The organism is Actinocorallia lasiicapitis, from assembly GCF_054778695.1.
Window position 1 is genome coordinate 12,646 of the sequence record NZ_BAAGZI010000017.1, and the last position, 24,328, is coordinate 36,973.

The following is a 24,328-nucleotide window of genomic DNA, read 5'->3' on the forward strand; positions in this document are numbered from 1 at the left end:
CGGGTGGGGTCCCTCCTTCTGGTAATCGGGGGGTTACTTGGTGAAGCGGCGGGTCAGGGTGATTTTGTTGTTGGACTTGCGGGTTTCGGGGGTGGTGGTGGAGACCGCGGCCTTGAAGGTGGTCTTGGTGGTCTTCTTGAGCTTGGGGGCGCGGAACTTGACCCAGATGGTGTGGGTCTGGCCCGGCTTGAACTTGGTAGCGGAGCACTTGATGGCGTGCTTGCCGTACTTCTTGCAGCCCTTCACCGAGATGATCTTGAGGCCCTTGGGGAGCTGGGCGATCAGGACGACCTTCTTGGCGGTGCCCGCGCCGCGGTTGGTGAGGGTCAGGCGGAGCTTGGCGACCTTCTTCGACTTCAGCGGGCCGACCGTCGCGGCGGTCAGGGCCATGTCGGCCTTGAGCGGGGCGCTCGGCTTGAGGATGACGGTGCCGAACTCGCCGTTGTTCGGGACGGCCCACTCCGTGGAAGTGGTCGTCGCGGAGGCGGACACCTTCAGGTTCGCGCCGACCGCACCCTTGATCACACCGGCGATGACGGCCTTCTTCTCGCCGCCGATCTCCGGCAGGGCGCCCTGGTCGCAGGTGACGACCGTGCCCGCGACGGCACAGCCGCCCGGAGCGGTGATCCCGGTCAGCGCCGGCAGGTTCACGACCGTCTTCACGCCGTTCGCGGCGGTCAGACCCGTGTTGGTGGTGGTGACGGTGTAAGCGACCTGCGTGCCCGACTTGGCCTGCGCCGCGCCCTCGACCGCGACCTTCAGGTCGGCCGCACGCGACGGGCCGGGAACGGCCGGCTTGTCGTCGCCGCCGAACACCGCGCCCATCGTCTTGATCTCGACGTTCGGCTCGGCCTTCGCCCACGCCACGAAGTCGTCGAGGGTCTTCTTGGCGACCCCGTACTCGTCGGCGCAGACGGCGTCGTCGCAGATGGTGTGGAAGTTGACCGGCAGCCAGCCGCCGCCGTTGTTGACGCCGTTCGTGACATAGGTCTTCAGATCGGCGAGCGTCGTGGTGTTCTTGAACGACGCCGGAGTGCGGACCTGGTAGGGGTCGGCCGCGGGAAGCGTGTCGGCCGACACCGGGCCGCCGTCCAGCCGGATCGGGCCGACGCCGCGCGCACCGTTGTAGCCGCAGTCGCGGGCCGCCTGCTTGACGACGTCGTTGGCGTGGCCGAACGGGTAGGCCACCGAGGTGATCCGGACGCCGAGGGCCTTCAGGTCCTGACGGCTGTTGCACAGCTCGTCACGGATCTCGGCCTGGGTCTTGGTGTTGAGGTCGCCGTGCGAGACGGTGTGCCCGCCGACCTCGTGCCCGCCGGCCTGCAGGCCCTTGATCTGCGCGGCCGTCATGATGCCGTTGCCGCCGATCCGGCGGGACACGATGTAGAAGGTGCCCTTCACGCCGTGCTTGTCCAGCACGGGCACCGCGTTGGCGATCTGGTTGGCGAGGCCGTCGTCGAACGTCAGGCTCAGGGTGAGTTTGCCGGGGGCGGCATGGGCGGGGGCGGCGAGCAGCGTCGAGCCGGCCGCCACCGCGGCCAGCGCGACGGCGACGCCGCGAGTGAACAGGGAACGCATACGTTTCTCCGGGATCAGGGGCGGGAGCGGATGGCGAAAGGGCCCCTTCCTGAAGCACAAGGCTCCCGGAAAGGGCCCTTCGACCGCTTACTTGGCGAAGCGTCGGGAGATCTTGATGGAGTTGTTCTTCAGGGTGCGTTCGACGGTCGGGGTGGTGACCGTCGCCCGGAAGGTGCCGATGACCGGCTTCTTCAGCTGGGGAGCCTTGAACGTCACCACGATCGTGGCGACCCGGCCCTGCTTGAAGTCGGCGGCGGTGCAGCGGATCGCGGTCCGGCCGTTCCGCTTGCAGCCCTTCACCTTCAGGATCTTGACGCCCGACGGCAGCGTGCCCCGGAGCGTCACGTTCTTGGCCGGGCCGTTGCCGATGTTCACGAGCCGCAGCGTGAGCTGCCCGTTCTTCTTCGACTTGAGCTTGCCGGTGACCTTCGCGGTCAGCTTCAGATCGGCGGTGAGGACGGCGTCCGGCTTGAGGACGACGGTGCCGAGCTCGGCTCCGTTGTCCCCCGCGGTCGCCTCCTTGGACGTCGAGGCGGCGTTCGCCGTGACCTTCAGCGTCTGCCCCGGCTGCCCGCCGACCTTGCCGAAGATCGTGGACTTGCGTTCCTGGCCCTTGCCGACGTTGCCGTACTCGCACGTGATCTGCGTGCCGGCGACGGCGCAGCCCGGCGCGGTGATCCCGGTCAGCCCGGGCGCCTGCACGACGGTCTTGACGCCCGTCGCGTCGCCGTCGCCCTTGCTCGCCGTCGTCACCGTGTAGGCGACGGGTGTGCCCGGCTTGGCCTGCGCGGGGCCGACGATCGTGGTCTTGAGGTCGGAGTTCTTGGGCTGCGGCTGCTGGCCGCCGCCACCGCCCAGCGCGTCCTTGACGGTCTTGAACACGACCGGCTGGCCCGCCGCCCAGTCGAGGAACTGGTTGATGACGTCGACGCCGACCCCGTACTCGTCGCCGCAGGGCGCCGTCGCACAGATGTCGTGGAAGGTCATCGGCAGCCAGGTGCCGCCCGCGGCGATCGCGTTCTGAACGTAGTTCTTGATCGTGTCGACGGTCGTGGTGTTCTTGTACGACGCGGGCGCGGCGATCGCGAACCGGTCGCGCGGCGGCAGCGTCTCGGCGGGGTAGGGCGCGCCGTCGGGACGGATCGGGCCGGTGCGGCGCGCGTTGTCGTAGCCGCACGCCTTGGCCTGCGCCTGGACGGCGTCGTTGTAGGCGCCGTAGGGGTAGGCGAGACTCTTGGCGTCGAGGCCCTGGGCGATCAGCGCGTTCCGGTCGTCGCAGATCTGCTTCTGCAGGTTCTCGGGGGACTGCTCGGTGAGCCGCGCGTGGGTGAGGGTGTGCCCGCCGACCTCGTGGCCGGTGTTCTGGAGGCCCTTGACGTCCGCCCAGTTCAGCCAGTTGCCGCCGGTGCCGACCCGGCCGCTGTTGACGTAGAAGGTGCCCTTGACGCCACGGGCGTTGAGCGCGTTGATCACCTGCCGCTGGCTGGCCAGGCTGTCGTCGAACGTCAGCGTGACGATCAGGGGCGGGGCGGCCTGCGCGGGCGCCATCGCGAACAGCGCGGAGGCCGCGGCCGCCGCCGACAGGGCGATCGCGAGGCCGCGCTTCGATCTGCGCATCAACTGGGACGTCATGAACTCTCCGGGATGGTCAAGGGAAGTGCAAAGGAGGTTACCCATGATGTGTGGAGATCCCATGAAGAAACCTGTTAATGCAGCTGATACACGTTACGTCAGTCAAGAACGTGTGACGCCCACTCGACCGTCGGAGTTCAGATGAAGTACGCCCGGAAATCGGTGAACTCGAACTCGCAGCGGTCCGCGCGGATGCCCACGGCGCCCGGGTTGGTGATCACATGGCCGCCGGTGCCCCGGTCGGTGACCTGCAGTAGCTGCCGGCCTTCCTTCGACACGGTGATGGTGGCCGCGCCGCCGCCCTCGGTGGAGCGGATCGTCACCGAGAACGACTGCCACGCGCCGTAGGGCACGCTGTATCCGGCCTTGCCGAGCTCGTGGTAGGTGCCGCCGTTGGAGTCGCCGCCGGTCAGTTTCTTCTTGATGACGACCGAGTTGTCGCGCCGGTTCAGCGACACGACGTACAGCTCGAACTGGGTCTGGTACCGCAGCCACACGTGGACGCCGTCGGTGTCCGGGCCGCCGCTGCGCAGTCCCAGGTTGCGGAGCTTCAGATCGACCTTGACGTCCTTCATGTCGCGCCGCTTGGTGTCGGCGCGGAAGATGTTGGACCCGGTCCCGTTGGACGACTCGGCGTTCGGCTCGTCGCTGTCGGGGTAGCCGGAGTAGCCCACCCCGTTCCGGACGAAGATCGAACCGCCGGTGACCTGCCAGATCGACGACTTCTTGCTGTTGCCGTCGTTGGGGTTCCAGTTGGCGTAGGCGTTGGTCAGCAGCCGGTCGGGGCCGCCGAACGTCTCGTTGATGATGGCGCCGGGGGCGGGGTTGCCGGGCGGCGGGGCCGGGGTGTCGCCGTTCCCGCCGGGCTTGTCCTTGTCGTCCTTCTTGGACTTCGGCTTCTTGGCGCCGGGGCCCACGGGGAAGACGGGCCCGACCGTGAACTGGGGCAGCGCGACGGGAGCCGTGGTCGGCTTCGACTTCGGCTGCGTCGTTTCCTTGTCGCCGCTCGCGGCGGGCGCCCCCGTCTCGGGTGTGCCGTCGTTCGAGGCGTTGTCGGTAGTGGCGCTGCAGGCGCTGGTGAACAGCACCGCCGCGATCCCCAGTACTACCGGGAGTGACCGGCGTTCCATCACGCTCCCCGTGATCGATTGTCGGCCTAGCAGTATGGCGTAACACACGACCAACTCGCCACTAAACCAACTAAAGCGGATAGACCCGGAAGTCTGAGAATTCGAACTCGCAGTTGTCGGCCCGGATGCCCACGGCCCCCGCCTTGACGATCTGCTTGCCGCGATCGGCCTTCGACGGCATCGCCATCCCCTTGTCGACCGCCTTCAGCACCTCGCGGTCGCCCTCGAAGATCTGGAACTCGACGTCGTCGCCGACGTTCTCGACCGTCACGCTGAACCGCTGCCAGATCCCCTCGGGCACGCTGTACGGCGCCTGGCCGATCGTCGCGTAGTGGCCGCCGTTGGAGTCGCCGCCCGGCAGCTTCCGCTTGACGATCACCTGGTTGTCGCGGCGGTTGAGGGTCACCGCGTACAGGTCGCGCTGGCTCTGCCAGCGCAGGAACAGGTGGACGCCGTCCCACTCGGACTTCGCGACCGTGCTCAGCCCCAGGTTCCGCAGCTTCAGATCCACCCGGACGTTCTTGAAGGTCCGCTGCCGGGTCGTCATCCGGAACACGGCCGAGTTGGTGCCGGTCTTGGCGTGGGCGTCGGGCTTGCGGGTGCGGTCGGGCCGGCCCGACCAGCCCACCCCGTCCCGCAGGAACAGCGAACCGCTGGTCACGTCCCACTGCTTGGACCGCACGCCCTGGCCGGGGTTCCAGTGAGCGAACTCGTTGGTCAGCAGCCGGTTCCGGCCGGACAGGTCGGCGGTGAACAGCGGCGCCGCCGTCGGGGACGGCGGAGCGGTGGGCGTCGGGGCGGCCTCCGAAATGCGGTCCACCTCACGGGAACAGCCGGAAGCCGTCACGACGGCGACGACGGCGACGCCGAGGATGAGCCTTTTCACGATCTCTCAATCAACGTTGGCGGACGGCAGCGCGGTGCAGAAACCCTTGGCGCGGATGCCCTCGATGAGCTTGGGCAGTGCCAGCACCGTAGCGGACGACTTTCGCACACCATCATGAAGCAGGACAGTCTGCTCCGCCGGAACGGGGGGCTTGGTCTCGAGCTGCTTCACGACGGTGTCGACGATGTCCTCAGGCAGACGCCCGCGCCAGTCATTCGTGTCGATGTCCCAGTAGTCGAACTTGAGCTTGAGACGGTTGACCTCGAGCACCACGTTCTGGCTGACGTTGCCGAACGGCGGCCGGAAGTACCGCGGCTCCGGCGCGCCCGCCTCGGTCAGCGCGGTCTGGGTCCGCTCGATCTGCTCCCTCACCTGCGGCCGCGACAGGTCGGCCAGGTGCGGGTGGTCCCAGCTGTGGTTCTGCACCGAGTGGCCGTCGGCGATCTCCGCCTCGATCATCTCGGGGTACTTGACGACCTTCGAGCCGAGCGCGAAGAACACGGCCTTCACGTCGTAGGCGCGGAGCACCTCCAGCACCTGCGGGGTGTAGGCGTCGGGGCCGTCGTCGAACGTCAGGATGACCTTGCCGCGCTTGCAGACGTTGGTCTTGTCGGCGTTGGCCAGCAGCGACGCGTCCACGACGCGGTCGGCCTTCAGCTCGACGTTCTCCAGTTTCTCCGGACGGGTCATCTGGTAGGCGAGCGAACCGGTCGCCGCGACCGCCGCCACACCCGCCACCAGCTCCATGAGCCTCAGACGCATCACTGCGCGGCCTCCTCATCGACGGTCAGCGTGGGCGCGAAGTAGGTGAGCGGCTTGACGTAGCCGTCGACCCCGAACTTGACGCCGCCCGCCGTGATCTCCGGCCGGAACTTCATGGTCAGTGGCGCGGCCATGCCCGTCACATTGACGACGAGCGTGTTGTCGGCGCCGGTGCCCGACACCTTGACCGCGATGTTCCGGACCGCTGACGGCGCGAGCTTCACCCGGCCGAGCTGGGTGTCGACCTTCGCCCACGTCTGGCGGACGATCAGCTCGTCCTTGCCGATCGCGATGGTCAGGGAGCCGCCGTGGGTGGAGCCCTCACCGTTGCGGACCTCGATGAACGACACCTGCCGCTCGATCGGCGCCTTGATCTTGGTGTCGAGGCGGTAGTCGCGCCAGCGGCTCGTGTTCACCGTGTCGAGACCGCAGTAGGCGTACTCCCGCGAGTACACGTAGAGGTTGCCCTTGAGCGTGCGGCAGGCGACCGTGTACGGGCCGTTCCACTGGACGTCCCTGGCCAGATCGGCGGCGGGCGGCAGCGGGACGGTGCCGCGGACGTCGTGCAGGAGGGTCGCCACCGTGGTGGTGGAGCGGACCCCGATCCGCGGCAGCCGGTACCGGTTGGAGTTCTTGGTGATCCCGTCGACCTGGCCGGACGGAACCTCCTCGCCGTAGAACGCGTAGTCGAAACCGGCGCTCTTCAGCAGCTTCTCGGTCCGCGGCCGGATGTCGGCCATGTTGTTGCTGATCTGCGGGTCGCCGTTCGGGTAGGAGAACGCCTTCGCGGGGCCGCCCAGATTGTCCTGGAAGAACTTCTGGGTCTTCTCCAGGTCGTCGGAGATCCGGTCGTCGCGCTGCGCCGCCGTCTCCGCCTGGCCGTCCACCATGATCCGGTTGCTGAACGCGACACCGATGTCGCCAGGGATGTCGACCGAGACCGCGGAGTCGTGCGAGTGCGAACCGAACTCCCACCGGCCGGTGCCGCGCAGCTTCTTGAGCTGGTCGTACGACAGGTAGTACGACGGGGTGCCCGCCTGGACGATCTCGCTGGTCGTCAGGAACGACACCGCGTTGTAGTTCAGCTCCTTGAGCACCGGGTCGACGTTGGTCCAGTCGGTGATGTGCCCGCCGTCGAAGGTGAGCAGCATGGCCTTCGGCGGCAGCTCGACCGGGTTGCCGTTGACGAGCTTCTGCACCTGGTCGAGCGTGACGGTCTGGTAGCCGGCCGCCTTCATCGCGTGCATGTGCGCCGCGAACAGCTCGCGCGACAGGGTCGTGCCGGCATGGTCGGTGTCGGAAACGCCGTGGTAGGCGAGGGTGACGACCGAACCCTTGAACGCCGGCATCTTCTTCGCGTACGCGATCGCCTCGGCGTCGAGCCGCCCGCTCGCGGGGGAGAGCTGATCGGGGTCGAACGGCTGGCTGACCTTGATCCAGGCCACCATGACGAACCCCAGCGCCCCCACGAACAGCGTTCCGCTGATCTTCCGGATGATGCTGGATCCTGCTGACTCGCTCATGAGCTACGCGGCCCTTCCGGCCCGCGCGGGGCGACGGTCCGGCGGCGGCGCGGCATTCTTGGTGCCGGCGGTGGCGGGGCGGGTGCCCCACTTGCCGTCCCGGATACGGATGATCGCCCAGACGATCTGCGGCGAGAAAGCGATGTAGAAGAAGGTCCCGAAGAACGCGTACAGCCAGAGCCCGTCGTTGCGGAACATCCGGTACAGCAGCGCGAACGCCATCGCGACCATGTACAGGCCGAGGAAGTAGATGATCGGGAACTTGCCGCCCGCGATCGGCGCGAACAGGCTGTACAGGATGACGAACGGCGACAGCAGACCGGCCATCGTCTGGACCGCGATCGGCAGCAGCGCGATCGGACGCGAACGCCAGATGTGCGACAGCAGCATCGGCCCCTCGCGCGACCACGACTTCTTCCAGCGGAGCTGCTGCTTGAAGAACTTGCGGTACTCGTCGGGGGCGTCCGTCCACGCCTCGGCCTGCGAGTCGTAGATGGTCTTCCAGCCGTCCTTGATGACGCGGGCCGTCAGGGCGCGGTCGTCGCCGTGGGTGCACTCGGCGCCCAGGAAGGTCTGGTTCTCCCACTTGTCGAGCAGCGGGGTCACCGCGGAGCGGCGGTAGGCGGCGAAGCAGCCCGAGCAGCACGTCACCGCGTTGATCACGGATTCGGCGCTCTTCAGGAGCTGGAACGACACGTAGTAGCGGGCCGCCTGCATCCGGGTCAGCGCGTTGGTCTCCGCGTTCCGGACATAGGTGAGACCCGAGATCGCGCCGACCTTCTTGTCGGCGAACCCCTGCACCAGCTTGTAGACGGCGTTGGGCGCGGGCATCGAGTCCGAGTCGATGAAGACCAGGATCTCGGCGCGCGTCTCCTTGATGCCCAGGGCCATCGCCTTGCGCTTGCCCTGGTTGACGCCCGGATCCACCAGCCGTACCCGGCCCGGCGGATAGTGCGACGCCGCCTCGACCATGTGGTCCCAGGTGTCGTCGGTCGAACCGTCGTTGATGACGACGATCTCCAGCAGATGCTGCGGGTACTCCAGCGCCATGCACGAGTGGATGGTCCGCGCGACCGCGGAGCTCTCGTTGTACGCCGGGACGACGATCGCGATCGACGGGGTGATGCCCGCGTCCTTCGGCGGCCGGTAGAAGGCCGCCAGCAGGAACCGGCTGAGCATGTAACCCGCGACCAGGATCGTGTACATCGGGATGAGGATGTTCCCGCGCATGAACATGACCTTGACGATCACGTGCCAGAGAATGATCGCGCAGACCGAGCTGATCCCGATGAAAGCGGCGCCCTTGCCGATCACGCTCGGGGATACCTGGATCCTGGGCAGCCTCGACCGGGGGACGTCCCCTGTGTCCTCGTTCATCAGAGCGCGTGACGGCCGACGAGGTCGGCCATGCGATACGTCGCGTCGAGGACGAGCTGTCCCGGCTTGATCCAGGCGCTCTGCCCGCCACGCTGCGGGGTGTGCGCCAGCACCAGGTCGACGTCCACCGAGGCGGGGTCGACGCTGGTCAGGCGGTGGCCGTCGATCTCGACTTCGCGGATGAGCTGGTCGTGGTAGGAGACCTCGGCGCCCGCGCGCAGCAGCCGCTCGATGATCTCCAGGGCCGGCGACTCGCGGATGTCCTCGACGCCCGGCTTGTAAGCCACGCCCAGCACGAGGACCTTCGCGCCGCGCAGGCCCTTGCCGTGGTCGGACAGCAGCTCGCGGACGCGGTGCACGACCTCGCCCGGACGCATCGCGATGTCGTTCATCGCGTTCTCGACCACGTTCATGACGACCCGTTCCTTCTTCATCTGCCAGAGCAGGTAGTGCGGGTCGCACGGGATGCAGTGACCGCCGGCGCCGGGGCCGGGGTAGAAGGGCATGAAGCCGTACGGCTTGGTGGCCGCGGCGTCGATGACCTCCATGATGTCGATGCCGAGCTGCCGGGACGCGTTGGCGAACTCGTTCGCCATCGCGATGTTGACGGCCCGGAAGGTGTTCTCGAGCAGCTTGCTCATCTCGGCGACGCCCGACCCCGACACCTCGTGGATGTTGGAGTTGTACCGTGCCAGGATCTTGCTCGCCGCGGCCGTGCAGCGTTCGGTCGTGCCGCCGACGACCCGGGGAACGTCCTCGTGGGCGTGACGGTCGTTGCCGGGGTCGATGCGCTCGGGGCTGAACGCCACGAAGATGTCGGAACCGACCTCGAGGCCGCGCTCCCGAAGCGGCTTGACGAGGAAGTCCTCGGTGCAACCCACATAGGTCGTGGACGTCAGGATCAGCACCTGGCCGGGGACAGCCGCCGCCACCGCCGCCGCACAGGCTCCCTTGAGGGCGCGCAGGTCGGGGGAGAGCTCCTCGGTCACGGGGGTGGGGACGCAGATCACCATCGCGGCGGCCTCGGCCGCCCGGGTGACGTCCGCGGTCAGTTCGAACGCCGAGGTGCCGAGGGCCTCGGTCAGCCGGACCCGGTCGGAGTCCAGAAGGTCCACCTGCTCGGCACGGATGTCGTCGAGCCGGCGCACGCTGACGTCGACTCCGAGGACCCGGGCGCCGGCGGCGTGGAAGGTGAGAGCGGTCGGCAGACCGACGTAGCCGAGACCGATGATCGCGACATCGTGGCCGAAGGTCGACGTCCGCGCTGCGGTGGCAGTGGTTGGCGACACCATCGAAGAACAACACTCCGTGACTGGGCTCTGGGCCCGGCGGGACAGGCGTGACCCTAGAGGTGGGGTGGGGGTAGGTCACGCAACTTTAAAGGACGGTTAGAGGTGCTACAAGCTGAACTGGGAGTTAGGTCGGATTCTTTACTTTTGCCGTCACACCAGCGACTTTGCCATCCAGACGGTCCACGCGTCGCGCCCCGCCTCGTGGAAACCGAGCCGGTCGTAGAAGGGTGCGGCGCTGGTGTTGGCGGGGTCGAAACCGAGGTGGATCCCGGGGGAACCGGCGGCCCTCAGCTCGTCCTCCAACTGGGTGATCAGGGTGCGGCCGTAGCCCTTGCCCTGAGCGGCGGGGAGCAGATCGACGTGCAGGTGTGACGGGTAGTCGCCGAGCAGCCGTTCGGGCACCCGGTGGGGAGAATGGATCACGCGCATAAGACGCTCGTCCGGTGTGCGAAGTTCGGAGGGATTTGGATACTGGCGGCGGAGCATCGGCCACCACTCCTGCTCGCACCGCTCCTCGAACTCGCGGGTGTCGGGGACGCCCAGCACGTAGCCGAGGACCGCGCCCTCATCGATCACCGACGCGAACTGGGGGGCGAACCGCAGGTAGGGGCCCGCATAGACATGGCCGAGGAGCCGGGGATCGTCGTACAGATCGGTGGCGTCACCGCCTGAGGCTCCGGTCCTCAGGCAGATGTCGTACACCGCGTACTCGTCGTCGAGGCGGAACTTGCGAATCCCCATGTCCGTAAGTTTATGGATCACTACGGAGTAACTTGGCCCCTATGTCCGACGTGTTCGCCTACGGTACGTTGCGCTTCCCTGACGTTCTGTCCGCACTCCTGGGCAGGGTGCCGGAAATGTCTCCCGCGAGTGTCGCGGGGTGGCGGGTGGCGGCCCTGCCGGGCCGCGTCTACCCCGGCCTCGTCGCCGCGCCCGGCTCGCTGGCCTGCGGCGATGTCCTGACCGGCCTGTCGGACGGGGAACTGGACCTGCTCCACGCCTACGAGGACGTCGAATACGCCACGGCTGTGCTGGAACTCACGGACGGCCGCTCCGCCCTCGCCTACCTGTGGAAGGGCGAGGCGCTGCCCGCCGACTGGGACTTCGCCGCCTTCGACCTGGCCGCCTACCTGCCCGGCTGTGTCTCCTGGGCGGTCAGTCGAGGGGGTACTTGAGGCCCATGTGGCTGGGGCGGAAACCGAGCTTCTGGTAGAAGCGGAGCGCTTCGGGGCGCTGGCGGTCACTGGTGAGCTGGACGACGCGGCAGCCGCGGTCGCGGGCCTCCTCGATCGCGAAGCTCAGCATCTGCTGGCCCACGCCCCGGCCGCGGAGATCGCCGGCGACGCGGACGCCCTCGATCTGGGCGCGCTCGCCGCCCGTGTAGGTGAGGCCGGGGATGAACGTCAATTGGAGCGTGCCCATGACGGCGCCGTCGAGGTCGGCGACGATCAGCCGGTTGTTGGGATCGGCGGTGATCGCGTCGAAGGCGCGGCGGTAGGCGTCGACGGCCTCGACCGACTCGCGGGTGCTGCCGAGGACGTCGTCGGCGAGCAGTTGGACGATCGCGTCGAGGTCGGCGATCGTCGCGTCCCGGAAGACCGGTGTGGCGTGGACACTCATGTCGCGCAGGCTACCCGCAGGTCATCTGCGGTTCATCCAGGCCATCATGTAACTCTCGCTTGTAGTACTACGGCTTGTAGTACTACGCTCGGCCCTATGAACGCGACCATGTACCGTGACGCGGCCAACCCGCTGGCAGTACGCAAGGAAGCCGACGAGCACTGGACCGATCTGGCCGAGTGCGGCGGCGCCGACCCCGAGATCTTCTACCCGATCTCCACCGGCGGCCCGGCCCGGCTCCAGATGGCGGAGGCCAAGAAGATCTGCCGGCGCTGCCCCGTCGCCGACGCGTGCCTCGACTGGGCACTGCGCGCGGGCGAACCCGAGGGCGTCTGGGGCGGCACCACCCCCGACGAACGCCGCCACCTGCGCCGCCGCCGCAGCACCCTCGCCGCCTGACCTGCACGCCTCCACAGGCCACCGGATCTTCTGGTAGAGCCCGGACGATCGGGGTATCGCAGCCTTATGCCAGCATCCCCCCTCCTGCGCAGGCTAGGGTCCGGCGCCGTCGAAACGGCGAGCCGCGCACTGGGCGCCTTCGCGCTGATCGCCGTGCTGCTCACCGTCATGTGGGCGCTGGAGATAGCCGACTACACCCAGGACGGCGCGCTCGACCGGTTCGGCCTGCGCGCCCACGACTTCGACGACCTTCCCGACATCTTCACCGCGCCGTTCCTGCACGCCGGATTCGACCACCTCATCGGCAACTCCATCCCCTTCGCCGTCCTGGGCTTCCTGGCGGCCGTCCGGGGCATCTTCAAGTTCCTGGCGATGAACCTGATCGTCATCGTGATCGCGGGCATCGGCGTCTGGTTCACGGGCCCGCCCGACGCCGTGACGCTCGGCGCGTCGATCCTGGTCTTCGGGTACTTCGGCTATCTGGTCGGGCGCGGGCTGTTCGAACGGAGCGTCACCGACGCGCTGCTGGCCCTGGCCGTGATCGTGGTCTACGGCGGGATCATCTACGGGATCCTGCCCACTGATCTCCCGATCTCCTGGCAGGGGCACCTTTTCGGGCTGATCGGCGGGCTGGTCTCCTCTTATGTCCTGCGCCGCAAGCGGATTCCGGTCCCGAGGAGCGCTCCGCCGCCCGTCGAGGGATGATGCACCATAATTAGATATGACCGATTTGCCCCGGCGACACCGGAGGGGCGCCGCTTCCGCCGAGCAGGCGGGTAAGGCGCTCGCCGCCCTCGTGCTCGTGGGCGCGCTGCTGGCCGTCATGTGGGTTCTGGAGATCATCGACTATCCGCTCGGCGGAGCCCTCGACTCCTGGGGCGTCTCCGCACGGGACCTCGACGATCTTCCCGACATCTTCACCGCGCCGTTCCTGCACCACGGGTTCGCGCACCTCATCGGCAACTCGGTCCCGTTCGCCGTGCTCGGCTTCTTCTCGGCCTTCCGCGGACTGGGCAAATTCCTCCTGATGAACGCCATCGTGATCATCGTGGGCGGTCTGGGGGTCTGGCTGGTGTCGCCGCCCGGCAGCGTCACGCTGGGCGCGTCCGGGCTGGTCTTCGGCTATTTCGGCTACCTCCTGGGCCGCGGCCTGTTCGAACGGCGGGCCGTCGACGCCCTGATCGCCGTCGCCGTGGCCGTCCTCTACGGCGGCATCATCTACAGCGTCCTGCCCACCGACCCCACCGTCTCCTGGCAGGGCCACCTCTTCGGCCTGCTCGCCGGCCTCTGGTCGGCCTTCCTCCTGCGCACCCGGCGCGGCACCGGAGTCCCGGTCGGCCGGATCTCGCGGTGACCGGTCAGGCGTCGCAGGCGTGTTGGTAGAGGTGCGGCTGCATCCCCTGCGGCGGGTAGGGCGGCTGAGCGCCGTACGGGAGATAGGGCGGCTGGACGCCGTGCGGAGGCCGCTGACCGTAGGGGGCGGACATTCCGGCACTCTGACCAGCGCCGTTCACACGCGGTAGTGAGGTGTTCTCGGTCCGGTTTCCGGGGGTGGGCCGGGAAGGGGCGTCAGGTCAGGTCGGGGGTGAGGGTGCCGGAGGGGCCGAAGAGCTCGGCGCGCCAGTGGGTGAGGAGGTCGGTGGCGTCGAAGTCGTCGGGGTGGAAGCCGGGACGGTTGTAGGCGCGGAGCCGGCGGGTGACGTCCCTGGTGATGAACGGGGAGTGGCGGAGGGCGGCGAGGCTGCGGAACAGGCGGAACGGGTTGTAGGCGGCGCGGTCCGTCAGCAGCGACAGGAACGTGCCGATGACGATCAGCGCCAGCAGCCCGAACGACATCTCGACCATGGTGCGGCGGCGCATCCCCTCGGTGCCGCCGACGGCACGGTAGACGTCGAACGCGACGGCCTTGTGCTCCGACTCCTCCAGCGCGTGCCAGAGCAGAATGTCCCGGACCCGGGTCTCACCGAGCAGAGCGCGCGCCTTCGGGTCGGTGAGCAGGCATTCGGCGAGCGTCGCCGTCCAGTGCTCGAGCGCGGCGGTCTGGCCGAGCCTGACCCGTCCCGGCAGGAACCGGTCGCCCAGGGCGAGGCTCCACTCGACGAACCGGTCCACCCGATGGACGGGATACCCCATCCGGCGCAGCTCCTGGTTGAGCGTGTCGTGCTCACGGCCGTGCACGACCTCCTGGCCGATGAACGCCTTGACCTGCGTTCTCAGCACCGGATCGGTGATCTGGCCCTGGTAGCGGCGGACGGACCGGACGAAGAAGTCCTCGCCCGGCGGGAAGGTCGCCGACAGGACCGCGACGATGTGGCTCATCACCAGGTCGTCGTTCACATAGTGGCGTCGCAGCGAGCCCTGGGGATAGGTGAAACGGACACGGCGGACTCTGACGGTGCGTTCGGGCGTGCTCATGCTGGCCTCACTCAACGGTCTCGTAGGCGTAGTGGTCGAGCGGGAACGTCGCGCTCGCGGTGCGGGCCTGCGCCGAGCTGGTCGGCCGCAGGTAGGGCGTGTCGCCGTGGTGGTCGAAGTAGTAGCTGTGCGCGGTGGCGCAGGTCGCGCCCGCGAACACCGAGCCGGTGAGGCGTTCGCGCATCGCGGCCGTCCAGCGTTCGGTGGGCTCCGGCCTGACCTCCACGGAGGTCGCGCCGCGCCGCCGCGCCTCGACGATCACCCGGACGATGTGCGCGGACGCCGTCTCCACGAGCTGGTGCCATGTGCCGCCGACCCAGCCGTACGGGCCGAACATCATGAAGTGGTTCGGCAGCCCCGGAATGCTGACGCCCTCGTAGGAGGCGAGCCGGTTCTTCTCGTAGTGCTCGGCCAGGTCGAACCCGTCCCGGCCGCGCACGGGGGTACGCCGGAAGTTCGCGGGGTCGGACGCCAGCCGGAACCCGGTCGCGAACACGACCGCGTCGTAGGCCCGCTCGTGGCCGTCGACGGTCCTGATCCCCGTCGGCGTCATCCGCTCGATCCGCTCGGTGATCAGCGACACATGGGTCCGGTTGAAGGTCCGCAGATAGGTGTTGGACACCGACGGCCGTTTGCACCCGAACCCGTAGTCGGGGGTCAGCTTCCGCCGGGTGTCGGGGTCCTTCACCTGGCTCCGGTACCAGACCGACCGCAGCAGCCGGGCGAGCCCGCGGGTGAGCGCGGGCCGGTGGTCCACCACCCCGTCGATCAGCAGGAACTCCACCCCGCGTGTGGTCGCCCGCCGTACCGCCTCCTGCACCCGGGGCGCCCGCCGGTAGACGCGCCGCAGCGCCTCCGGCGTCCGTGAATCCGGTTTGGGCCCCACCCAGATCGGCGTCCGCTGGTAGACGTCGAGCGCCGCGACCTCCCGGGCGATCTCGGGCACGATCTGCACCGCACTGGCCCCCGTCCCAACGACCGCGACCCGCTTCCCTCTCAGCTCGAACCCGTGATCCCACCCCGCCGACCGCAGCACCTTCCCCCCGAACTCCCCAACCCCCTCGATCTCCACAGGCTTGGGATCGACAAACGCCCCGATCGCCGAAACCACAAACCGCGCCGTCACCTCCTCCCCACCCACCCCCTGCGTGGCGGGCCGGGTGGCGTGGAGGCGCCAGTGCTGGGCGGCTTCGTCCCAGTCGCGGCGGGTGATCTCGGTGTTGAGGCGGAGGTGGGGGCGGAGGGCGTAGGAGTCGGCGAGGCGGTCGATGTACTGCTTGACCTCGCGGCCGGGCGCGAACACCCGCGACCATGCGGGATTCAGGGCGTAGCTGAACTGGTACGCCTGGGCGGGAACGTCGACGCCGATACCGGGATAGGTGTTGTCACGCCACGTCCCGCCGATGTCGGCCGCGCGCTCCAGAATGATGAAGTCGGTGATCCCGGCAGCCCGCAGGGCGATGCCCATCCCGAGCCCGCTGAGCCCACCACCGATGATCGCGACCTCGTAGTCCGGCACGTCAGGCACCCCCTGTTGGATGTTTCATCCAATACTCGGTGCGCACCGCCCACGAGTCAATGCATTCAGCCTGACACCGTACGAATCCGACCCCGCTACTGGGTGGGGGGCTGTTCTCGGGGGCGGACGGAGAGGTCGGTGATGATGGCGTCGGGTGGGGTTTCGAGGGTGTTGAGGATGGCGCGGGCGACTGTTGCGGGGGCGATGTAGGCGGACGGGTCGTAGGGGGCGTGCTCCTGGGCGCGGACCTTTCGCTGCATCTCGGTGGCGGTGCGGCCCGGGTAGACCGAGGTGACGCGGATCGCGGGCTCCTCGGCGCGGAGCGCGTCGGCGAGCGCCTTGAGGCCGTGCTTGCTGGCCGCGTAGGCGCCCCAGCCGGGGTTGGCGCGCAGCCCGGCGCCGGAGTTGACGAACACCACATGGCCCTGGGCGGCGCGCAGCGACGGCAGCAGCAGCCGCGTCAGCTCGGCCGGAGCCGCCAAGTTGATCATGAGCTGGTCGATCCAGTCGTCGGCCTCGGAGTCGGCGACCCGGCCGAGTTCGCTGTGGCCCGCGCTGTGGATCACCCCGTCGAGCACGTCTGGCAGGTCCTGGACGGCCAGGGCCGCCTCCAGCCGCCGCGGCTCGGACAGATCGAGGGTGAAGGTCCTGACGTGCTCGTGCTGCGCGTTCCCCGGCTGCGGCAGCGACCACGCCTGCGTCTTCCCGTACGGCGCCGCCAGGAACTGCTGCGCGATCTTGTGCAGCCGTTCGCCGGACCGGCCGGTGAGGATCAGGTTGTGGCCGTGCTCGCGGAGCAGTTCGGCCGTGGCCAGCCCGATCCCGCCCGTGGCCCCCGTGATCAGATAGGTCCCCATGATCGTCTCCCCGGTCAGTTGGGCTTGAGAACGCGTGTCACACCGGCGATCAGCGCGGTGGCGAGAATCCAGCCGCTTGCGATGATTCCGTAAGCCAGCCACTGGGTCCACCCGACGGGGTTCCAGGTGTCCCGGAGCCCGAACGCGCTGATCGGGATCATCATGTCGATCACGTAGGCGAGGGCGTGGAAGTCGGGCAGTTCGGCCGGTTCGCGCAGCGGCCGGGGCGGGATCAGGCTGAACACGACCGTCCCGAGCACCACCAGCCCCGCCAGCCAGCCCGCCGACTGCCACGGCCGGTACCCGTACCCCACCGTGACGTCCAGCAGCGTGCTCCACGCCCGCGACCACCACGGCAGCAGCCTGCGCCGCCGCCGGAACTTCATCAGCTGTGTCTTCCTGGCCAGATGTTCGTTGCCGTCGCGCAGATACCAGGCCGAAAGCTGCTCATACGGCTGTGGCCGGAACCCGTTGGGGTCGCGCGCCACCCAGTCGATGCGCTGGCTGACCCCGCCGCCCCGCAGCGACTCGTACACGGTGCCCGCGAGCCGCAGCTCGGACGGCCAGGACCGCGGCCCCCGGTCCATCAGCACCGTGAAGTGCGAGTAGGACAGGTTCACGATCCCGTCGATGGCGGGTTCGCCGGGCTGGAACGGCACGACCGGTTCCAGGGTGGGCGAGAGGATCAGTTCGCCGACGTTCATATGGCTGAGGTGCAGTGCCACCGAGCCGGGGCTGCTGAGCCGGACGGCCTGGTCGAAGGAGAGGGTGCCGTCGATCCGGGCGTTCCGCAGTTTGACCGTGCCTTCGGCGCGGAAGCCGTTGCTGCATTCGACGGCGTCCGCGGCGACCAGGTTGTGGGCGTCGAGCGCGTACCGTCCGGGGTTGCTGAGGTGGGCGCGCTGGAGGAACAGCCCGCCGGCGATCCGCGCGCCCACCAGGTTCATCCCGCCGACGATCACGGACCGCATCGCGGACATGCTGCCCTCGACGGCCAGTCCGGCGGCGTAGAGCGCGAACGGCCCGCCCAGCGGGGTGATCACCCGGGTCTCGACCAGGCGCAGGTTCGCCGAGAGCCGGGCCTCCGACAGGTTGACGGGGCCCTCGATCAGCGATCCGCTCAGGCTGAGCACGCCCGTCACCTGGACTCCCGACGCCACGAATCCGGGCAGTGTGCAGGACTCGAACCGCAGTTCGCTCGTCCGGGCGTTGCGGAGGTCGGGCGCGGTGTCGAAGACGCAGTCCCTGAACGTCGCCTCACCGGTGAGCTGGCCGCCGTTGAGGTCGAGCTCGCCGAGGACGACCGCGTTCCGCAACCGGACGGCGGGTGCGAAACCGGGCTTAGGTTCGCGCGCGCCGAGGAGCAGCCGGGAGATCACCGAAGCCGCGACGGAGCCGCCGCCGAGATCGACGGCGGCCCCGGTCGGGTAGGCGCGCCACAGCCGCTGTTCGGCGGCCGACAGCGTCATGGGTTAGAAGAAACCGCGCTTGCGGCCCGCCTGCTGGACGAAGGCGTCCAGCTCCTGCTCCCAGTTGGTGTTCTCGAACCCCTGGTGGGGGACGGTGAACCGGCTGAAGGAGTCGTGGCTCTCGCCGAGGAAGCCGGCGCGCTTGTCGAGCTCCAGCACGACGTCGGTGCCGTGCGGGTTGGCGACGAACGTCACTTCGAGCTGGTTGATCGAGCGCGCGTACTGGTGCGGCGGGCGGAACTCGATCTCCTGGTAGAAGGGCAGGGTCTGGTTGACGCCGTAGATCCGGCCCTTCTCGCAGTCGGCGTTGACGAACTGGAAGCCGAGGTTGGAGAAGGCGGCGAGGATCCGCTCCTGGGCGGGCAGCGGGTGGACGGCGATCGGGTCGAGGTCGGTGGCGTCGACGGCGCGGGCCACTTCGAGCTCGGTGGCGACGCCGACGGTCGTGCCGCGCAGCGGGGTGCCGTACATGTGGGTGAGCGGGGTCTCCCACGGCACCTGGAGCTGGAAGGGGAAGCTGTGCCGTGCGCCCGCGGCGAGCTGGAACGCGCCCGACAGGTGGGCCTTGGCGTACTTCTCGTTCTGGGTGTACTCGCTGTCGCCCGATTCGACCTCGACGCGCGTCACGAGCGCGACGTTGATCCCGACGATGTCGCTGTGCACTTCGCCGCCGGTGAGGTGGATGTCGCCGGTGACGGTGTCGCCGGGGCGGACGTTGGCGTTGTGCAGGATCGCCTCGACCGAAGGCCCCCCGACTCCGAAGGCGCTAAGAAACTTCTTGAATCCCACGATTTGCTCCTAGATCTCCATGACGGGGGGTGGTTTCCGGTTGACTCCGACTAGTTAGTCGCTTGGAACAAACCGAACGTTCCCAGTGTGTTGTAGGTCACATTCTTGCCATGGCCTACCGGCGGGTAGCATTGGGTTAGTTACTGACCAGTAGGAGCGGGGCGCCAGACATCCCGCCGGAGCTAGACGGGGTTCTGCCATGGGCCACTACAAGAGCAACCTCCGGGACATCGAGTTCAACCTCTTCGAGGTGTTCAAGCGGCAGGAGCTGCTGGGCAAGGGTCCCTATGAGGACCTCGACGAGGACACCATGCGCAGCATCCTCGACGAGGTGAACCGCCTGTGCACCGGCCCGGTCGCCGAGTCCTTCGAGGACGCCGACCGCAACCCGCCGAAGTTCGACCCGGTCACCGGCGAGGTGAAGATGCCGGAGTCGTTCAAGAAGTCCTACAAGGCGTGGATGGACGCCGAGTGGTACCGCGTCGACCTCGACGCCGAGTTCGGCGGCACCGGCGCCCCCCGCTCCCTCACCTGGGCCATCGCCGAGCAGGTCCTGGGCGCCAACCCGGCCGTCTACATGTTCTCCTCCGGCCCCGGCTTCGCGCAGATCCTCTTCCACGAGGGCAACGAGCAGCAGAAGAAGTTCGCCGAGCTCGCCCTGGAGCGCCAGTGGGGCGCGACGATGGTGCTGACCGAGCCCGACGCGGGCTCCGACGTCGGCGCCGGCCGCACCAAGGCCGTCCAGCAGCCCGACGGCTCCTGGCACATCGAGGGCGTCAAGCGCTTCATCACCTCGGCCGAGCACGACATGTCCGAGAACATCTTCCACCTGGTGCTGGCCCGCCCCGAGGGCGCAGGCCCCGGCACCAAGGGCCTGTCCCTGTTCCTCGTGCCGAAGTACCACGTGGACCTCGAGACCGGTGAGCTGGGCGAGCGCAACGGCGCCTACGTCACCAACGTCGAGAAGAAGATGGGCATCAAGACCTCGACCACCTGCGAGCTCACCTTCGGTGAGAAGCACCCGGCCATCGGCTGGCTCGTCGGCGACAAGCACGACGGCATCCGCCAGATGTTCCTGGTCATCGAGTACGCCCGGATGATGGTCGGCACCAAGGCCATCGCGACCCTGTCGACCGGCTACCTCAACGCGCTCGAGTACGCCAAGGAGCGCGTCCAGGGCGCCGACCTCACCCAGATGATGGACAAGGCGGCCCCGCGCGTCACCATCACCCACCACCCGGACGTGCGCCGTTCGCTGCTCACCCAGAAGGCGTACGCCGAGGGGATGCGCGCGCTGGTCCTGCTGACCGCGTCCTACCAGGACCAGGTGCAGATCGCCAAGCACGAGGGCGAGCACGACGTCCAGGCCGAGAAGCTGAACGACCTGCTGCTGCCGATCGTCAAGGGCTTCGGTTCCGAGCGGTCCTACGCGCTGCTGGGCGCCGAGTCGCTGCAGACCCTGGGCGGTTCCGGCTTCCTCATGGAGTACCCGATCGAGCAGTACATCCGGGACTCCAAGATCGACACCCTGTACGAGGGCACCACCGCGATCCAGGGCCTCGACCTGTTCTTCCGCAAGATCATGCGGGACCAGGGCGCGACCCTCAAGGTCCTCGCCGACGAGATCAAGGCGTTCGCGGCGTCCGGCGCCGGCAACGGCCGTCTCAAGACCGAGCGCGCCCTGCTGGCCAAGGCGCTCGAGGACACCGAGGGCATCATCAACGCGATGGCCACCGCCGCCTTCGGTTCGCTCGAGAACCCGAAGGAGATCTACAAGATCGGCCTGAACTCCACGCGCCTGCTGCTCGCGCTCGGCGACACGATCGTCGCGTGGCTGCTCCAGCGCCAGGCCGAGGTCGCCCTCGACAAGCTCGCCGGCGACGTCTCCGACGCCGACCGCGACTTCTACACCGGCAAGGTCGCCGCGGCGCAGTTCTTCGCGCAGACCGTCCTGCCGCGCATCACCTCCGACCGCGCCATGGCCGAGGTCACCAGCCTCGACGTCATGGAGCTGCCGGAGTCCGCTTTCTAAGCCCCCGATTCTCAGCTCCCGAGCTTCGCGCGAAGCCCCTGTCTCCCCTCGTGGAGGCGGGGGCTTCGCGCATCTGGCCGCATTCGGGTTGATCAAGTACTGGTGCGGGAACCTTGCCGGGGCTTTACTTGGGGGGACCGGTCCGACGGAGGAGAGTGCGCTTTGGGCTTCGGGATCAGCATCTTCACCATCACCCTGGGGGCGATCCTCAAGTTCGCCATCCACGCCGACACCGATCCCGTGGACATCAATCTGATCGGCGTCATCCTGATGATCGTCGGAGGCGCCTCCTTCGTCCTGCAGATGGTCTTCGCCAAGCAGCTCAACGAGGGTCCGCCCCGCTCTGGCGGGAACGGCTCCCTGCGCATCAACCGGGACGACGACTAGCGATCTCCGCGACGGGTAGATCTTCCTCCGCCACGTGGTATCCATCACGTGATTTGTGCCACTATGGGCACAAATGGACCCTCTGGTATCGGCCGTGACCCGACCGGGTAGGGGGGTCTTATCCGCAGACCGCGGTTCCACGGTGACCCCGTGGAGTGGCGGCCAGAGGAAGGAGATCGGTGTGACCATTGACGTTCACTCCGTTCAGGACGCAGAGCTCGTGCAGCTGCTGACCCCTGAAGGGGAGCGGCTGGAGCATCCGGAGTACCCGCTTTCGCTGTCCGACCAGGAGATCCGCGATCTCTATCGCGATCTGGTCGTGGTCCGGGCGCTCGACCGCGAGGCCGTCGCGCTGACGCGCCAGGGCGAGCTCGGGCTGTGGCCGTCGCTGCTGGGCCAGGAGGCCGCGCAGGTCGGGTCCGGCCGGGCGCTGGGCAGCCACGACATGGTGTTCCCGACCTACCGGGAGCACGGGGTGGCGTTCTGCCGGGGCCTGCCGTTCCTGGACATCCTGAAGATGTTCCGGGGCGTCGACCACGGCTCGTGGGACCCCAAGGAGTACGGGTTCCACCTGTACACGATCGTGATCGGGTCGCAGACCCTGCACGCCACCGGCTACGCGATGGGCATCCAGCGCGACGGGTTCCAGGAGAACGGCATCGGCGACGCCGCGATCGCCTACTTCGGCGACGGCGCCACCTCGCAGGGCGACGTCAACGAGGCGTTCGTATGGGCGGCCGTCTACAACGCGCCGATCGTGTTCTTCTGCCAGAACAACCAGTGGGCGATCTCCGAACCCCTGGAACGGCAGACCAAGATCCCGCTGTACCGGCGCGCGCAGGGGTTCGGCTTCCCCGGCATCCGGGTGGACGGCAACGACGTCCTGGCGTGCCTGGCCGTCACCCGCCGTGCCCTGGACCTGGCCCGCACCGGGCAGGGCCCGACCCTGGTCGAGGCGTACACCTACCGGATGGGCGCGCACACCACGACCGACGACCCCACCCGCTACCGGCTCGACGCCGAGCTGGAGGCGTGGAAGCTGAAGGACCCGATCGCGCGGGTCAAGGCGTACCTGTCCCGGACGGGGCTGGCGGCGTCCGACTTCTTCGACGACGTCGACGCCGAGGCCAAGACGATGTCGCGCCGGCTCCGCGAGGCGTGCCTGGCACTGCCCGATCCGCCCGTCGCGACCATGTTCGACCACGTCTACCGCGAGCCGCACCGGCAGCTGGACGAGGAAAAGGCGACCTACGAGACATACCTGGCAGGTTTCGGTGACTGAGACTCTGACGACGGGCGTCCAGACCCTGACGCTCGCCAAGGCCCTGAACGCCGGAATGCACCGGGCCCTCGCCGACGACCCCCAGGTCGTGATCATGGGTGAGGACGTCGGCAAGCTCGGCGGCGTGTTCCGGGTGACCGACGGGCTCCAGAAGGAGTTCGGCGAGGACCGGGTGATCGACACCCCGCTCGCCGAGTCCGCGATCATCGGTACCGCCATCGGCATGGCCCTGCGCGGCTACCGGCCGATCTGCGAGATCCAGTTCGACGGCTTCGTGTTCCCCGCCGCCGACCAGATCATCACCCAGCTCGCCAAGATGCCGGCCCGCTCCATGGGCCAGGTCGAGATGCCGGTCGTCGTCCGGATCCCGTGCGGCGGCGGGATCGGCGCGGTCGAGCACCACAGCGAGTCGCCGGAGGCGTATTTCACGCACACGGCCGGGCTGCGGGTGGTCGTCTGCTCCAACCCGGCCGACGCCTACTGGATGATCCAGCAGGCCGTGCAGTGCCCCGATCCGGTGATCTTCTTCGAGCCGAAGCGCCGCTACTGGGACAAGGCCGAGATCGACCTGTCGGGCTCCGCTCCGGTGCCGTTCGACAAGGCCGTCATCGCCCGCGCCGGCACCGACGCCACACTGCTCGCCTACGGCCCGATGGTGAAGACCTGCCTGGAGGCCGCGGCCGCCGCCGAGGAGGACGGGCGCTCCCTCGAAGTGGTCGATCTGCGCTCGCTGTCACCCCTCGACACCGAGACGATCTACGAGTCGGTCAACCGCACCGGCCGCTGCGTGATCGTCCATGAGGCGCCGGTGTTCGGCGGGTTCGGCGGCGAGATCGCCGCCCGCGTCACCGAGGCGTGCTTCTACAAACTGGAAGCGCCGGTGCTGCGGGTCGGCGGGTTCTCCGCGCCCTACCCGCCGTCACGGCTGGAAGACCACTACCTGCCCGACCTGGACAGGGTCCTGGAAGCGGTGGATCGGACCTTCGCATGGTGAAGCACTTCAACCTCCCCGACGTGGGAGAGGGCCTGACCGAGGCCGACATCGTGAAGTGGCACGTCGCCGTCGGCGACACCGTGGAGATCAACCAGACGATCGTGGAGATCGAGACGGCCAAGGCCGTGGTCGAGCTGCCCTGCCCGTTCGAGGGCGTCGTCACCGAGCTTCTGGTGGCCGAGGGGGACGTGGTGCCGGTCGGCACCCCGATCATCGGCGTCGCCGACGAGGCCGGGGAGGAGCCCGTCGCGCCCGTCGAGGAGCCGAAGCGGACCCCGGTGCTGGTCGGTTACGGCGTCAAGGCGGGCGCGACCAAGCGCCGTGCCCGCAAGGGCTCCACCCGGCCCGTCACCACGGTGCCCGCGGGCGCGCCCCGCCAGAGCAC

The 24,328-nt window shown here is 68.4% G+C and carries 25 protein-coding genes; 9 read left to right on the forward strand and 16 right to left on the reverse strand.

The window, feature by feature from the left end; genetic code table 11:
* Window positions 1–33 precede the first annotated feature (33 nt).
* The 9 genes from ACYVE7_RS03960 to ACYVE7_RS04000 all read right to left on the reverse strand — a co-directional run bounded on the left by ACYVE7_RS03960 (window position 34) and on the right by ACYVE7_RS04000 (window position 10,921).
* The gene (locus ACYVE7_RS03960) at window positions 34–1,578 is read right to left on the reverse strand and encodes a polysaccharide deacetylase family protein (protein ID WP_460363140.1); all 1,545 of its coding nucleotides are present in this window, start codon (window positions 1,576–1,578) and stop codon (window positions 34–36) included.
* Window positions 1,579–1,665: 87 nt separating this feature from the next.
* Window positions 1,666–3,210, reverse strand: coding sequence for a polysaccharide deacetylase family protein (locus tag ACYVE7_RS03965; protein ID WP_460363141.1), 1,545 nt, complete (start codon window positions 3,208–3,210; stop codon window positions 1,666–1,668).
* A gap of 137 nt (window positions 3,211–3,347) precedes the next feature.
* Window positions 3,348–4,340: a hypothetical protein gene (locus ACYVE7_RS03970; protein WP_460363142.1), complete on the reverse strand. Its 993-nt coding sequence runs from the start codon at window positions 4,338–4,340 to the stop codon at window positions 3,348–3,350.
* Window positions 4,341–4,410: 70 nt separating this feature from the next.
* Entirely contained in the window at window positions 4,411–5,226 is an 816-nt protein-coding gene (locus ACYVE7_RS03975) for a hypothetical protein (protein ID WP_460363143.1), read from the reverse strand.
* 6 nt (window positions 5,227–5,232) lie between these two features.
* Window positions 5,233–5,988, reverse strand: coding sequence for a polysaccharide deacetylase family protein (locus tag ACYVE7_RS03980; RefSeq protein ID WP_460363144.1), 756 nt, complete (start codon window positions 5,986–5,988; stop codon window positions 5,233–5,235).
* Window positions 5,988–7,511, reverse strand: a complete 1,524-nt coding sequence (locus ACYVE7_RS03985; protein WP_460363145.1) for a polysaccharide deacetylase family protein — start codon at window positions 7,509–7,511, stop codon at window positions 5,988–5,990. The genes ACYVE7_RS03980 and ACYVE7_RS03985 overlap by 1 nt, the downstream gene beginning before the upstream one ends.
* A gap of 3 nt (window positions 7,512–7,514) precedes the next feature.
* On the reverse strand, window positions 7,515–8,888 hold the full coding sequence (locus ACYVE7_RS03990; protein ID WP_460363146.1) for a glycosyltransferase family 2 protein: 1,374 nt from the start codon (window positions 8,886–8,888) through the stop codon (window positions 7,515–7,517).
* On the reverse strand, window positions 8,888–10,180 hold the full coding sequence (locus ACYVE7_RS03995) for a nucleotide sugar dehydrogenase (protein WP_460363147.1): 1,293 nt from the start codon (window positions 10,178–10,180) through the stop codon (window positions 8,888–8,890). Before ACYVE7_RS03995 ends, ACYVE7_RS03990 begins: the two co-directional genes overlap by 1 nt.
* Before the next feature lie 150 nt (window positions 10,181–10,330).
* The gene (locus ACYVE7_RS04000; protein ID WP_460363148.1) at window positions 10,331–10,921 is read right to left on the reverse strand and encodes a GNAT family N-acetyltransferase; all 591 of its coding nucleotides are present in this window, start codon (window positions 10,919–10,921) and stop codon (window positions 10,331–10,333) included.
* 41 nt (window positions 10,922–10,962) lie between these two features.
* On the opposite strand from ACYVE7_RS04000, the gene ACYVE7_RS04005 reads away from it, so the two are divergent.
* Window positions 10,963–11,355 carry a gamma-glutamylcyclotransferase family protein gene (locus ACYVE7_RS04005; RefSeq protein ID WP_460363149.1) on the forward strand — a complete coding sequence of 131 codons (393 nt, stop codon included), beginning with the start codon at window positions 10,963–10,965 and terminating at the stop codon, window positions 11,353–11,355.
* On the opposite strand, the gene ACYVE7_RS04010 is transcribed toward ACYVE7_RS04005, so the two are convergent.
* The gene (locus ACYVE7_RS04010) at window positions 11,336–11,800 is read right to left on the reverse strand and encodes a GNAT family N-acetyltransferase (protein ID WP_460363150.1); all 465 of its coding nucleotides are present in this window, start codon (window positions 11,798–11,800) and stop codon (window positions 11,336–11,338) included. The genes ACYVE7_RS04005 and ACYVE7_RS04010 overlap by 20 nt on opposite strands.
* Before the next feature lie 96 nt (window positions 11,801–11,896).
* Between ACYVE7_RS04010 and ACYVE7_RS04015 the strand changes: the two genes are divergently transcribed.
* The 3 genes from ACYVE7_RS04015 (at window position 11,897) to ACYVE7_RS04025 (ending at window position 13,553) form a co-directional block, all read left to right on the forward strand.
* Window positions 11,897–12,199, forward strand: coding sequence for a WhiB family transcriptional regulator (locus ACYVE7_RS04015; RefSeq protein ID WP_460363151.1), 303 nt, complete (start codon window positions 11,897–11,899; stop codon window positions 12,197–12,199).
* Between the two features lie 66 nt (window positions 12,200–12,265).
* Window positions 12,266–12,904, forward strand: coding sequence for a rhomboid family intramembrane serine protease (locus tag ACYVE7_RS04020; protein ID WP_460363152.1), 639 nt, complete (start codon window positions 12,266–12,268; stop codon window positions 12,902–12,904).
* 16 nt (window positions 12,905–12,920) lie between these two features.
* Window positions 12,921–13,553 carry a rhomboid family intramembrane serine protease gene (locus ACYVE7_RS04025; protein WP_460363153.1) on the forward strand — a complete coding sequence of 211 codons (633 nt, stop codon included), beginning with the start codon at window positions 12,921–12,923 and terminating at the stop codon, window positions 13,551–13,553.
* A gap of 4 nt (window positions 13,554–13,557) precedes the next feature.
* Here the strand turns inward: ACYVE7_RS04025 and ACYVE7_RS04030 are convergent, their stop codons facing one another.
* The 6 genes from ACYVE7_RS04030 to ACYVE7_RS04055 form a co-directional block, all read right to left on the reverse strand.
* Window positions 13,558–13,686, reverse strand: a complete 129-nt coding sequence (locus ACYVE7_RS04030; RefSeq protein WP_460363154.1) for a hypothetical protein — start codon at window positions 13,684–13,686, stop codon at window positions 13,558–13,560.
* A gap of 82 nt (window positions 13,687–13,768) precedes the next feature.
* Window positions 13,769–14,614, reverse strand: a complete 846-nt coding sequence (locus ACYVE7_RS04035) for a metal-dependent hydrolase (protein ID WP_460363155.1) — start codon at window positions 14,612–14,614, stop codon at window positions 13,769–13,771.
* Window positions 14,615–14,621: 7 nt separating this feature from the next.
* Window positions 14,622–16,133 (reverse strand): flavin-containing monooxygenase, encoded by a 1,512-nt coding sequence (locus ACYVE7_RS04040; protein ID WP_460363156.1) that lies wholly within the window; start codon window positions 16,131–16,133, stop codon window positions 14,622–14,624.
* Window positions 16,134–16,228: 95 nt separating this feature from the next.
* Window positions 16,229–16,990 (reverse strand): SDR family oxidoreductase, encoded by a 762-nt coding sequence (locus ACYVE7_RS04045; RefSeq protein ID WP_460363157.1) that lies wholly within the window; start codon window positions 16,988–16,990, stop codon window positions 16,229–16,231.
* Between the two features lie 14 nt (window positions 16,991–17,004).
* Window positions 17,005–18,459, reverse strand: coding sequence for a hypothetical protein (locus tag ACYVE7_RS04050; protein ID WP_460363158.1), 1,455 nt, complete (start codon window positions 18,457–18,459; stop codon window positions 17,005–17,007).
* Between the two features lie 3 nt (window positions 18,460–18,462).
* A complete protein-coding gene (locus ACYVE7_RS04055; RefSeq protein WP_460363159.1) occupies window positions 18,463–19,248 on the reverse strand; it encodes a sporulation protein in 786 nt (261 codons plus the stop codon).
* 199 nt (window positions 19,249–19,447) lie between these two features.
* Between ACYVE7_RS04055 and ACYVE7_RS04060 the strand changes: the two genes are divergently transcribed.
* The 5 genes from ACYVE7_RS04060 to ACYVE7_RS04080 form a co-directional block, all read left to right on the forward strand.
* On the forward strand, window positions 19,448–21,280 hold the full coding sequence (locus ACYVE7_RS04060; RefSeq protein ID WP_460363160.1) for an acyl-CoA dehydrogenase: 1,833 nt from the start codon (window positions 19,448–19,450) through the stop codon (window positions 21,278–21,280).
* Window positions 21,281–21,442: 162 nt separating this feature from the next.
* Entirely contained in the window at window positions 21,443–21,667 is a 225-nt protein-coding gene (locus ACYVE7_RS04065; protein ID WP_460363161.1) for a DUF6458 family protein, read from the forward strand.
* Window positions 21,668–21,848: 181 nt separating this feature from the next.
* The gene (pdhA, locus tag ACYVE7_RS04070; protein ID WP_460363162.1) at window positions 21,849–22,949 is read left to right on the forward strand and encodes a pyruvate dehydrogenase (acetyl-transferring) E1 component subunit alpha; all 1,101 of its coding nucleotides are present in this window, start codon (window positions 21,849–21,851) and stop codon (window positions 22,947–22,949) included.
* Entirely contained in the window at window positions 22,942–23,943 is a 1,002-nt protein-coding gene (locus tag ACYVE7_RS04075) for an alpha-ketoacid dehydrogenase subunit beta (RefSeq protein WP_460363163.1), read from the forward strand. The genes pdhA and ACYVE7_RS04075 overlap by 8 nt, the downstream gene beginning before the upstream one ends.
* The coding region (locus ACYVE7_RS04080) for a biotin/lipoyl-containing protein (protein ID WP_460363164.1) at window positions 23,937–24,328 on the forward strand (392 nt) is incomplete at its 3' end. The genes ACYVE7_RS04075 and ACYVE7_RS04080, both read left to right, overlap by 7 nt.